Below are 11,556 nucleotides of genomic sequence, written 5' to 3' on the forward strand. Positions count from 1 at the left end.
AAAATCTATCTAACCATGAAGCCCTGAGCGCTGCAAATCACCAACACCCAAAACTAAATTTCGGAAATTTACAGAAAAGAAGTTGCTTTATCAAGTTTGATTGCCGAAGGCAGTCAAATAGACGGCAACATCAGTTTCACCGATGGCTTGCGCATCGATGGTGCGATTGTCGGCAACCTGTATGCCAAAACCGACAAGGCCAGTATTCTGGTCATTTCGGAGACGGCGACAGTGATTGGTGAAATTCACGCTGATCACATCATCATCAATGGTGCCGTCAAAGGACCGGTACACGCGCGGCTCATGCTGGAACTGCAGCCCAAAGCCCGCATTCACGGCGATGTGCACTACGCGGCGCTGGAGATGCACCAGGGGGCCATCATTGCCGGCCAGTTGCACCCGCTGGCGGGCGCCGACGCGGAAGCAAAGCCCGTACTGAAACTAGCGGCAAACAACGCCTGACTGAATGGTTGAGCAAACTGCTGTAGTATTCCTTAACTTAATTTAACGGAGAACGCCATGAGCGCCGTCGCAGAAACTATCCAGACTGAAATGCCAAGCCCCATTCTCTTCACCGACAGTGCGGCCGCGAAAGTCGCCGACCTGATCGCCGAAGAGGGGAATCCGGACCTGAAACTGCGCGTGTTCGTGCAGGGTGGCGGTTGTTCCGGTTTCCAGTATGGCTTCACATTTGACGAGATCACCAATGAAGACGATACCACCATGACCAAGAACGGTGTCTCCCTGTTGATCGATGCGATGAGCTACCAGTATCTGGTGGGGGCCGAGATTGACTACAAAGAGGACCTGGAAGGGGCTCAGTTTGTCATCAAAAATCCCAACGCCACCACCACCTGCGGCTGCGGATCGAGCTTTTCCTAAGGGATTGAGGGCGTTGCCCGGTCAGGCTGGGTAGACCGCACCCAAGATACGGGCGCCGCTGGCGCCCGTTACTTTTTTCAGGCTTGAGGTCTTGCGCATCAGCGTATTGCGCGCCAGCCAGGCAAAAGCGGCGGCCTCCACCTGCAGAGGCGGCAAACCATACGCTTGGGAAGAGGTCACTTGCAGCCCCGGCAGCAGTGCCTGCAGTCGCGCCATCAGGTGGCCGTTGAAGGCGCCGCCGCCACACACAATCAATGTTTTGCTCTCGGAGCCGTAGCGCTTGACGCAGGTGGCACAAACGCTGGCGGTCAATTCCGTGAGCGTGGCCTGCACGTCGACCGGTGCAAGTGATGTGAATTTTTCAAGCTTCCAGGCGAGCCAGCCCAGGTTGAACAGGTCGCGCCCGGTGCTTTTGGGCGCCGACTGCGCAAAATAGGGCTCATCCAGCAAGGCCGCCAACAGCTCGCCATGCACGCGCCCAGCCGCGGCCCACGTGCCGTCGGCGTCAAAAGCTTGACCCAGGTGCTGCTGGCACCACGCGTCCATCAAGGCGTTGCCGGGGCCACAATCGAAACCCAGCACGTCGTTGCCGCTAAAAAAGGGCAGTGAGTCACCCTCTGGCCCCTGCGTTGGTACCTCAGGGGCCGGGCAAGGGCTCAACACGCTCAGGTTGGACATGCCGCCCAAATTGAGCACGGCCAGCGTTTGATCGGGTTGCGCGAACGTCGCCTGGTGGAAGGCCGGTACCAGGGGCGCGCCCTGGCCACCGGCCGCCACATCGCGACTGCGAAAATCGGCGACCACATCGATGCCGGTCAGTTCCGCCAGCAGGGCCGGGTTATTGAGTTGCAGGGTGTAGCCGGTACCGTCAAACGACTGGGGCTGATGGCGCACCGTTTGTCCATGGGCGCCGATGGCAACCACAGCGTTGGGTTCAATGCCCGCCAATTCAAGCAACTGGAGCACCAAGTGGGCATAGACGCGAACCAAGGCATTGGCGGCCAGTGCCGCGCGGTGCAATTCATTCGTGCCGGGGCTGTTGAGGGCCAGCAATTCGTCGGTCAAGGCCGACGACAAGGGCGCATTGAGATGCGCAAGAACGCGCAGGGGCGCACAAGAAAAATCAACCAATACCCCGTCGACCCCGTCCAGCGAGGTGCCAGACATCAGGCCGATGTACAACTCAGGCATGCTGTGGGCTGAGCCCGTGGGGCAGAAACCAGGCAATTACTGGGCGCTGCCTGGCTGCATGGACGCTGCCGCCGCCAGTGCGATCCGGTTTTCCGCCGCAAGCTTCGCAAACACGGGTTTGGCGCTGGCTGCGAGCGGTATGGTCTCGTTGCCGCGGGCCACCGTGAGCGGGTCGTGGTAGACGCCGTTGATGCGGTACTCAAAATGCAGATGCGGCCCGGTTGCCCAGCCTGTGGCACCGACGGCGCCAATGTTCTGGCCCTGGCTGACGCTTTCGCCCTTGCGCACGTTGACGCGGCTCAGGTGCGCGTAAACGGTCTTGTAGCCATTGCGGTGTTGCAGGATGATGATGTTGCCGTAGCCATTTTGGACGCCGGCAAAATCAACCACGCCGTCGCCAACGCTGCGCACGGCCGTACCGGTGGGCGCGCCGTAATCGACACCTTGATGCGCGCGCAAGACTTTCAAAATCGGATGCATACGCATCTTGAAACCACTGGTGACGCGGGAGAATTCCATCGGGGAGGCTAGAAAGGCGCGGCGCAGGCTTTGGCCGTCCAGCGTGTAGTAGCCGCCTTTGTTGCGGGCACTGGCCGCGCTGGCCGTCGCAGTGCCATCCTGCACGGGTTCCTGGAACCACATGGCTTGAAAGGTTTTCCCGTTGTTGACGAATTCGGCGCTCAGCAAGCGGCCCGCACGCAGCGGTTCGCCGTCACCTTCGAGGGTTTCGTAGACGACGGAAAAGCGGTCACCTTTGCGCAGGGCGCGATGGAAATCGATGTCACCCGCGAATATTTCAGCCATTTGGGTCGCGATGGTGTCCGGAATTTGGGCGGCGTCGGTGGCGGCGAACAGCGAGCTCTGGATGGTGCCGCTGGCGAGACGGCTGGTGGCGGTGAGCGGTGCCGACTCCACGCGCGACACAAAGCCCTGGGCTGTTTTTTCCAGCACCAACCGGTTGAAGTTGCCCTCGGTGTCGCTGGTCCATCGGGCGCTGAGTTTGAGCAAACGGTTGCGCTCGCTGGTTTCGGCGGTCACATTGCGGCCACTGCGTCCGAGCAGCGCCTGGCGCGCGGTGGCATCGGAGCGCAGGAAGGCCGCAGCCGCGGCGTCGTCAACGCCCAGGCGCTTGAGCAGGGTGTCGGCGGTATCGGTGGAACGCGTGACGTCTGAGCGGAACAGCTGAAGTGCCTGCAGGTCCAGGTCAGCCGGAACAATGATGGGCAGTGCCTGTACTTGTTCGAGCACCTCGCGCACCGGCAGTTCGGCCGGATCAGGCCCAAGCGAGGCAACGGCAAAGGCGCCACCGCCACCGCTCAGCAGCAAGGCCGCAATGACGGCGGTAATGCGTTTAGGATGCTGGTGGATGATCTGGCTGGAAACCGTCAACAAGGCATTTCCAGCGCCGATGAGGCGGTTTATCAAAACAAATAGTCCAGGTAAAGGCTGCTGTGTGCGCAACCGAACAGACGGAAAGCTCATGCCCGGCGAATTAAACTCAGACACTTGAGAAAACGCAAGTATAACTTCGCCCTATGCGCGGGCATCCTGAATAACCCTTATGAATCAAGCTGCTACCGCCAACTCTTCTGTAACAGATCGTGTCTTGGAAGCGCTCGCCGTGACGCTGCGCGGCTGTGAGGAACTGATCCCGCAGGACGACTGGGTCAAGAAACTGGCGCGTTCGGAGGCCACTGGCGTGCCGCTGCGCATCAAACTGGGGCTTGATCCGACCGCGCCAGATATCCACATTGGCCATACGGTCGTGCTCAACAAAATGCGCCAGTTGCAGGATCTGGGCCACACCGTGATCTTCCTGATTGGCGACTTCACGACCCTCATTGGTGACCCGTCCGGTCGCAACAGCACGCGCCCGCCCTTGAGCCGCGAGCAAATCGAGGTCAATGCCCAGACCTACTACCGCCAGGCCTCGATGGTGCTGGACCCGTCCAAGACCGAGATTCGCTACAACAGCGAGTGGGGCGACAGCCTGGGTTCGCGCGGCATGATCGAACTGGCGGCCAAGTACACGGTGGCGCGCATGATGGAGCGCAACGACTTTCATGACCGATTCAAATCGGGCACGCCGATCAGCGTGCACGAGTTTTTGTACCCCTTGATGCAGGGCTACGACTCCGTGGCCTTGCGCAGCGATCTGGAGTTGGGCGGCACCGATCAAAAATTCAACCTGCTGGTCGGGCGTCATTTGCAGGCCGAGTACGGTCAGGAGCCGCAGTGCATCCTGACCATGCCGTTGCTTGAAGGGCTGGATGGCATCGAGAAAATGTCCAAGAGCAAGGGCAACTACATCGGCATCAGTGAAGACGCCAACACCATGTTTGCCAAGGTGCTGAGCATCTCGGACGTGCTGATGTGGCGCTGGTACACGTTGCTGAGCTTCAAGAGCGAGGCGGACATTGCCGCGTTGAAAGCCGAGGTGCAGGCCGGGCGCAACCCGAAGGATGCCAAGGTGGCATTGGCCAAGGAGATCACGGCGCGCTTTCACTGCGCCGCCGCAGCCGAGGCTGCCGAGCAGGATTTCATCAACCGAAGCAAAGGCGGTGTGCCTGACGAAATTCCCGAGCTGGCCTTGCCGCTCGCCGACGGTGGCGCGCCGGTTGGCATTGGTGCCTTGCTGAAAATGGCTGGCCTGGCGGCGTCCAGCGGTGAAGGCAACCGCTTGATTGACGGTGGCGGCGTGCGGGTGGATGCCGGCGTGGTCAGCGACAAAGGCTTGAAGCTGGGTGCAGGCACCTACGTGGTGCAGGTGGGCAAGCGCAAGTTTGCCCGCGTCACGCTCGGGTAAGGCAGCATGACTTTCATTCCTGAGCGTTTTCTGACGCCGCAGCGCCTGCTGCTGGCCTCGGTGGTGGTGGCCACCATCACCATTGCCCTTAAAACCGGGGCCTGGTACATCACCGATTCGGTCGGCTTGCTCTCCGATGCGATGGAGTCACTGGTCAATCTGGCCAGCGCGATTTTTGGCCTGCTGATGGTGACCATCGCGCAGCGCCCGGCGGACGACGACCACCCCTACGGCCACCACAAGGCCGAGTACTTTTCCAGCGGCTTTGAAGGCGTCTTGATCATTGCGGCGGCTATGGGCATTATTTGGGCCGCGGGCCACCGGCTGCTGGACCCCCAGCCGATCGAGCAGGTCGGCTGGGGCCTGGCCTTGTCGGTTGTCAGCTCGGCTTTGAACGGTTTGATGGCCTGGTTCCTGTTTCGCGCCGCCAAGGTGCACCGCTCGATTGCGCTGGAGGCGGATGCGCGTCATCTGGTCACCGACGTCTGGACCTCGGTCGGCGTCGTCATCGGCATCAGCGCCGTGGCCCTGACCGGCTGGCTCTGGCTCGACCCGGTGGTGGCGATCGGTGTTGCGCTCAACATCCTGTGGGAAGGCGGGCACCTGATGTGGCGCTCGTCGCAGGGGTTGATGGACGAGGCGGTGGAGCCCGAAGTTCTGAACCAGATTCAACAGACGCTGGGCGAATTTGACCACCCGACCATCCGCTTTGACCATGTGACCACGCGCCGCTCGGGCCAGCGCCGTTTTGTCGACATGCACATGCACATGCCCGCCAGCTGGTCGCTCGGGCGCGCCGCTGCCGTGCGCACCAGCGTCGAGCAGGCACTGATGAGCGCCGTGCCGGGCTTGCGCGCCACCATTCAGCTGCTGCCCAATGACGTCGAGGCCCATTTTGACGACCGGCGGGACCTGATATGAAAAAGCGTCAGAACCATTCATGATCGCCGTTCTGCAGCGCGTCAGCCAGGCGCGGGTGCTGGTTGACGGGCAGAGCGTTGGGGAAATTGGCGCCGGCTTGCTGCTGCTGTTGTGCGCCGAACGCGGCGACAGCGAAGCCGAGAGCGACAAATTGCTGGCCAAGGTGCTCAAGCTGCGCATCTTCAACGACGCAGCGGGCAAAATGAACCACAGCGTGCAGGACATGGATGGCCAGGGATTAATGGGTGGTCTGCTGGTGGTGAGCCAGTTCACGCTGGCGGCCGATGCGACCGGTGGCAACCGGCCCAGTTTCACGGCCGCCGCACCGGCGGATGAAGGCCGTCGCCTGTACGATTATTTTGTGACGCAGGCCCGCCAAAAGCACCCCTTGGTGCAGACCGGCCAGTTTGGGGCCGACATGCAGGTGCATCTGGTGAACGACGGGCCGGTGACGATCCCGCTGCGCATAGCGCGTCAAACCGTGTGATGACGTATTACTATCTATTTAATAGCTATATAAGCAATGAATACGTGGGCTAGAGCCGGATTTAGCCATTATTTTTTGATGAAAGACGAATGATGACAAACACACTCCAAGACCGCTTTTTTACCACCTGTGATGCCGCCCTGCGCACGCTGTTTGTCACGCCGCACGCCGAGCGCGCCTGCCCGACCTTGGCCGGCGACGCTACGGAGCTCACTGATGCCGAAAAAGCCCAGTCCGGCGCGCTGATGCGGGTCAACCACGTCGGCGAGGTCTGCGCCCAGGCGCTCTACACCGCGCAGGCTTTTGCCACCAACAACGAGGCCTTGCGCGCGCACTACAGCAAAGCCAGCGCCGATGAAACCAACCATCTCGCCTGGACCCAGCAGCGCCTGAACGAGCTGGGCGCGCGCCCGTCCTTGCTGAATCCCCTGTGGTACGGCTCGGCCTTTGGCCTGGGTCTGCTGGCCGGGCGACTCGGCGACGCGATCAGCCTGGGCTTTGTGGTGGAGACCGAAAACCAGGTGGAAGCCCATCTGGAGAGTCATTTGAGCCTGCTGCCCGCCAATGACCACGCCTCGCGCGCCATCGTGGCGCAGATGAAGGACGACGAGATGCGCCACGCGGTGGATGCGCAAAAAGCCGGGGCCGTGCCACTGCCGCCGCCCGTGAAAAGCCTGATGACCGCTGCCGCCAAGCTGATGACGACGGTGGCGCACCGGATCTAAATCAAAACTCCAGCAGCTCAAAACTGGTCGTTATTTCAGCCGTCTTGGCCAGCATGATGCTGGCCGAACAGTATTTGTCATGGCTCATGGCAATGGCGCGCTCCACGGCAGACGCTGGGATGCCTTTGCCCGACACCGTGAAATGCATGTTGATGCGGGTGAACACCTTGGGGTCGACCTCGGCGCGCTCGGCGCTGAGCTTGACGGTGCAGCCGCGCACCTCGTGGCGACCGCGTTTGAGGATCAGCACCACGTCATAAGCGGTACAGCCGCCGGTGCCCGCCAACACCAGCTCCAGCGGGCGCGGCGCCAGATTCAGGCCGCCGTTTTCAGGCTTGGCCGCGTCCGGTGCGCCATCCATGACCAGCGTGTGACCGCTGCCGGTTTCTGCCACAAACCCCATGCCCGAGCGCGTACCCAAAGCGCCGGTCCAACTGACTGTGCATTCCATGATTTGCCCACCTTGTGCTTCAAAAGCTGAGGATTGTCGCTTGAGCCGCGGGCTTATCATTGACAGCTAACCAAAGCCCCCTATGACGACCGAACACCTGAAACCTGCTGATTACCTGAAAAAAATACTCAATGCCCGCGTTTATGACGTCGCCGTCGAGTCCGCGCTAGAGCCGGCCCACGCCCTGAGCCAGCGCCTGCACAACACGGTCCTGCTCAAGCGCGAGGACCAGCAGCCGGTGCACAGCTTCAAGCTGCGCGGCGCCTACAACAAGATGGCGCACCTGACGCCCGAGCAGTTGAAGAACGGTGTGATTTGCGCCTCGGCCGGCAACCACGCCCAAGGTGTGGCGCTTAGTGCCAAGCGTCTGGGCGCGCGCGCGGTCATCGTCATGCCCACCACCACGCCGCGGCTCAAGATCGATGCGGTCCGTGGTTTTGGCGGCGAGGTGGTGTTGTTCGGCGACAGCTACTCCGATGCCTACGCCCATTCTCTGGAATTGAAAGAGCAGCAGGGCCTGACCTTTGTGCATCCCTTTGACGACCCGGACGTCATTGCCGGCCAGGGTACGGTAGCGATGGAAATCCTGCGCCAGCACCAGGGGCGGCTCGACGCCGTGTTCGTGGCCATCGGTGGCGGCGGCCTGATCTCTGGCGTGGCCAACTACATCAAGGCGGTGCGCCCGGAGATCAAGGTGATCGGCGTGCAGATGAACGACTCCGACGCCATGGCGCAATCAGTCGCTGCCAAAAAGCGCGTCACCCTGCCTGACGTGGGCCTGTTCTCTGACGGCACTGCGGTCAAACTGGTGGGCGAAGAGACCTTTCGCATCAGCCGCAAGCTGGTCGACGACTTTGTACTGGTGGACACCGACGCCGTCTGCGCTGCCATCAAGGATGTGTTTGTCGACACCCGCAGCATTGTCGAGCCCGCCGGGGCGCTGGCCGTGGCCGCGATCAAGCAGTATGTCGCCACGCACAAGACCAAAGGCGAAACCTACGCCGCCATTCTGTGCGGCGCCAACATGAACTTTGACCGCCTGCGCTTTGTCGCCGAGCGCGCCGAGGTCGGCGAGGAACGTGAGGCCTTGTTTGTGGTGACGATTCCTGAAGAGCGTGGCAGTTTCCGGCGTTTTTGCGAGTTGATCGGCAACTTGTCCGGAGGCCCGCGCAATGTGACCGAATTCAACTACCGCATCAGTGACGCGGCGCAAGCCCATGTGTTTGTGGGCCTGACCACGCACGGCAAAGGCGAGTCAGGCAAGATTGCCGCCAAGTTCTCCAAGCATGGCTTTGCTGCGCTGGACCTGACGCACGATGAGCTGGCCAAGGAGCATATCCGCCACATGGTCGGCGGCCATTCCAAACTGGCGCAGGACGAGCGGTTGCTGCGCTTTGTGTTCCCGGAGCGGCCCGGCGCCCTGCTGAAGTTCCTGAGCCTGATGCGCCCGGGCTGGAACATCAGCCTGTTCCACTACCGCAACCAGGGCGCGGACTACGGCCGCATTCTGGTCGGGCTGCAGGTGCCCGCAGCCGATGATGCCGACTTTGCCGAGTTTGTCGCCACCGTGGGCTATCCCTATGTGGAAGAAACCGCCAACCCGGTGTACCGGATGTTTTTGCAGTCATGAGCGCCTCGCTTGAGGGCAAGCTGGTGGTGGCAATCTCCAGCCGTGCCTTGTTTGACTTTGAGGAAGAAAACGAGGTCTTCGAGCAGGGCGATGACCGTGCCTACATGGCCTTGCAGCTGCAGCGCCTGGACCTGCCCGCCAAACCGGGCGTGGCGTTTTCGCTGGTGCAAAAGTTGCTGGCATTCAATGCGGTAGAAGCGGGCAATAACCAGCCGGTCGAAGTCGTAATCCTGTCGCGCAACGACCCGGTCAGCGGCCTGCGCGTCATGAAGTCGGCGGCGCACTATGGCCTGCCCATCATCCGCTGCAGCTTCACGCGTGGTGAGTCGCCGTGGCGCTACCTCAAACCGCTGCACGCCAACCTGTTCTTGAGCACCCACCTGAGCGACGTGCGCGCCGCGCTCGACGCTGGTGTGCCCGCTGCGCAGGTTTACCCGGCATCGGTTCACGCTGGAGAGGCCTATCCGCATGAAGTGCGCATCGCCTTTGACGGCGACGCGGTGCTGTTCAGCGATGAAGCCGAGCGCGTCTATCAAGCCCAGGGCCTGCAGGCGTTTCAACAACACGAGACCGACAAGGCGCAGCAACCCCTGCTGGCGGGTCCCTTCAAGCCGCTGCTGGTCGCCCTGCATCGCCTGCAACAGGCTGGAACGTCCCGCATGCGTATCCGCACCGCACTGGTCACCGCCCGCAGCGCGCCGGCGCACGAGCGCGCCATACGCACCTTGATGAACTGGAACATCGAGGTCGATGAAGCGATGTTTCTGGGGGGCCTGCCCAAGGGCGAGTTCTTGCGCGAGTTCGAGCCCGATTTCTTCTTTGACGACCAGACCGGGCACGTCGATGCCGCATCGCAACATGTGCCGTCGGGCCATGTGGCCAGTGGGGTGTCCAACCCGCTCGTGTGACGCTCGTGGTGGCCGAGCTTGGGCCACATGGCAAGGTTGATTCTTGATGGGCAAGTCTTTCCTGGCGACGCATAGAATCCACCAAGCTCATGATGACAGGTAACGTACTTGTTAACATTAAATGTCGCAATCAAAGTCGAAGAGTACCTGCGTGAGGATGCCTCAAACTCGTACAAGAAATGGTTTGATAGCTTGCCTGCCGTGGCAGGCTGCGGCGACGGTGATCGTAGCCAAGCTCCAATTGGAACTTGGCCTTACTGCCAGTATCAAGCGGTTTGACGGCATGGGTGAATACGTCATCGACTGGGGGCCGGGTTAACGGATTTGCCTCGCCAAAGATGGTGACACCCTCATTGTTCTGTTTGGTGGTGGTGCCAAACGCGGTCAGCAACGGGACATCGACAAAGCGAAAGAATTGTTGGCTGAGTCCAAATCACGAAAGAAAATGATGGCTTCCAAAACGCGCAGCAAACACAAAGGGTAAAAAAGATGGCACTGACCAGAAATTTCAAAGAAACCGTCATCCAGCGCGTCCAAAACGATGCTTCATTGGCGCAGGCGCTCCTGGATGAGGTCGCGACACTGTTTCTCAATGGCAAACCTGAAACCGCCCGCCTGATCCTGCGTGATCTTGTCAATGCCACCATCGGTTTTGAGCAACTCGCAACGCTTACCTCGAAGCCAAGCAAAAGTTTGCACCGCATGTTGTCGCCCACGGGTAACCCCACCATGGACAACCTGGCAGCCATTTTTCGTGCGGTGCGCGAGCGGCTTCAGGTCAGTCTTCAGGCGCACTCGATGGCTGTTTGAGGTCTTGCACAGATCGGATCTCAGTTTGTTCGGCCATCTCCAAGGCATCTCCACCTCCATGCCGAGGTGGCGTACGGAGGTCTCCCGAAAGTCAAGTACGCAGCGTAAGCCGACGGTCACAAGTGCCCGCCAGGTGGCAGCCCAATTTCCTGCCATTCTGAAGTCGCTTGATGAATCAGTCCGTGCCCCGGCCCCTGAGCCGACGTGCTACTGATCGAGCAATCGCCTTAATCCCTGGTCCTGAGCGGTTCCAGAGGAGTGCCAAATTTCTCGCGCAGGGGCTCATGGCCCAGCGGAGGAAAATTAACCAGGGTCTCAGCGACCTTGCGGTCAGGAATGTGGTCGAGCAGGTGGCGAATGAGCGTGAGGCGACCGGCGCGCTGGTCGTTGAAGTCCACCAAGGTCCAGGGCGCGGTTTTTGAGTGCGTGGCCTTGAGCATCACGTCACGCGCCTGCCCATATTCAGCGTATTTTTCCCGCGCTTTCACATCAATCGCGCTGAGTTTCCAGCGCTTGAGTGGGTCGGCCAGGCGCTCGGCAAAACGCTCTTCCTGCTGCGCCTGGTCGACGGTCAGCCAGTACTTGAACAGCAGAATGCCGTCGTCCACCAGCATCTTCTCAAACGCTGGAGCTTGCTTCAGAAAGTCTTTGGAGATAAAGCAACTTCTTTTCTGTAAATTTCCGAAATTTAGTTTTGGGTGTTGGTGATTTGCAGCGCTCAGGGCTTCATGGTTAGATAGATTTT

At 60.6% G+C, this 11,556-nt stretch carries 12 protein-coding genes and 1 pseudogene; 9 read left to right on the forward strand and 4 right to left on the reverse strand.

Annotation, left to right across the window (positions count from 1 at the left end):
* Positions 1-66 precede the first annotated feature (66 nt).
* Complete coding sequence (locus GZ093_RS17695) at positions 67-462, forward strand: polymer-forming cytoskeletal protein (RefSeq protein WP_296488564.1); 396 nt, start codon at positions 67-69, stop codon at positions 460-462.
* A gap of 57 nt (positions 463-519) precedes the next feature.
* The gene (erpA, locus tag GZ093_RS17700; protein ID WP_011463048.1) at positions 520-882 is read left to right on the forward strand and encodes an iron-sulfur cluster insertion protein ErpA; all 363 of its coding nucleotides are present in this window, start codon (positions 520-522) and stop codon (positions 880-882) included.
* A gap of 21 nt (positions 883-903) precedes the next feature.
* Here erpA and GZ093_RS17705 read toward each other — a convergent pair whose 3' ends face one another.
* Together GZ093_RS17705 and GZ093_RS17710 are read right to left on the reverse strand one after the other, a co-directional pair.
* On the reverse strand, positions 904-2,073 hold the full coding sequence (locus GZ093_RS17705; RefSeq protein ID WP_296488548.1) for an anhydro-N-acetylmuramic acid kinase: 1,170 nt from the start codon (positions 2,071-2,073) through the stop codon (positions 904-906).
* Positions 2,074-2,109: 36 nt separating this feature from the next.
* A complete protein-coding gene (locus tag GZ093_RS17710) occupies positions 2,110-3,498 on the reverse strand; it encodes a M23 family metallopeptidase (protein WP_363261040.1) in 1,389 nt (462 codons plus the stop codon).
* 136 nt (positions 3,499-3,634) lie between these two features.
* Here GZ093_RS17710 and tyrS point away from each other — a divergent pair, with 136 nt between their 5' ends.
* From tyrS to coq7, 4 genes are all read left to right on the forward strand, one after another.
* On the forward strand, positions 3,635-4,879 hold the full coding sequence (gene tyrS / locus GZ093_RS17715) for a tyrosine--tRNA ligase (RefSeq protein ID WP_296488553.1): 1,245 nt from the start codon (positions 3,635-3,637) through the stop codon (positions 4,877-4,879).
* A gap of 6 nt (positions 4,880-4,885) precedes the next feature.
* Positions 4,886-5,800, forward strand: coding sequence for a cation diffusion facilitator family transporter (locus GZ093_RS17720; RefSeq protein ID WP_296488555.1), 915 nt, complete (start codon positions 4,886-4,888; stop codon positions 5,798-5,800).
* A 19-nt stretch (positions 5,801-5,819) separates the two neighbouring features.
* On the forward strand, positions 5,820-6,287 hold the full coding sequence (gene dtd / locus GZ093_RS17725) for a D-aminoacyl-tRNA deacylase (RefSeq protein WP_296488557.1): 468 nt from the start codon (positions 5,820-5,822) through the stop codon (positions 6,285-6,287).
* A gap of 92 nt (positions 6,288-6,379) precedes the next feature.
* Entirely contained in the window at positions 6,380-7,012 is a 633-nt protein-coding gene (gene coq7 / locus GZ093_RS17730; RefSeq protein ID WP_296488559.1) for a 2-polyprenyl-3-methyl-6-methoxy-1,4-benzoquinone monooxygenase, read from the forward strand.
* A gap of 1 nt (position 7,013) precedes the next feature.
* Here coq7 and GZ093_RS17735 read toward each other — a convergent pair whose 3' ends face one another.
* On the reverse strand, positions 7,014-7,463 hold the full coding sequence (locus GZ093_RS17735) for an OsmC family protein (protein WP_296488560.1): 450 nt from the start codon (positions 7,461-7,463) through the stop codon (positions 7,014-7,016).
* An 82-nt stretch (positions 7,464-7,545) separates the two neighbouring features.
* On the opposite strand from GZ093_RS17735, the gene ilvA reads away from it, so the two are divergent.
* From ilvA to GZ093_RS17750, 3 genes are all read left to right on the forward strand, one after another.
* A complete protein-coding gene (gene ilvA / locus GZ093_RS17740) occupies positions 7,546-9,093 on the forward strand; it encodes a threonine ammonia-lyase, biosynthetic (protein ID WP_296488561.1) in 1,548 nt (515 codons plus the stop codon).
* Positions 9,090-10,001: a 5'-nucleotidase gene (locus GZ093_RS17745; protein ID WP_296488562.1), complete on the forward strand. Its 912-nt coding sequence runs from the start codon at positions 9,090-9,092 to the stop codon at positions 9,999-10,001. Before ilvA ends, GZ093_RS17745 begins: the two co-directional genes overlap by 4 nt.
* 489 nt (positions 10,002-10,490) lie before the next feature.
* Positions 10,491-10,811 carry a transcriptional regulator gene (locus GZ093_RS17750; protein ID WP_296488563.1) on the forward strand — a complete coding sequence of 107 codons (321 nt, stop codon included), beginning with the start codon at positions 10,491-10,493 and terminating at the stop codon, positions 10,809-10,811.
* A gap of 227 nt (positions 10,812-11,038) precedes the next feature.
* On the opposite strand, the pseudogene GZ093_RS17755 reads toward GZ093_RS17750, so the two are convergent.
* Positions 11,039-11,556, reverse strand: a pseudogene (locus GZ093_RS17755) (hypothetical protein); the annotation flags it as partial.

This window comes from Rhodoferax sp. (assembly GCF_010365055.1).
Taxonomy (GTDB): domain Bacteria; phylum Pseudomonadota; class Gammaproteobacteria; order Burkholderiales; family Burkholderiaceae_C; genus Rhodoferax.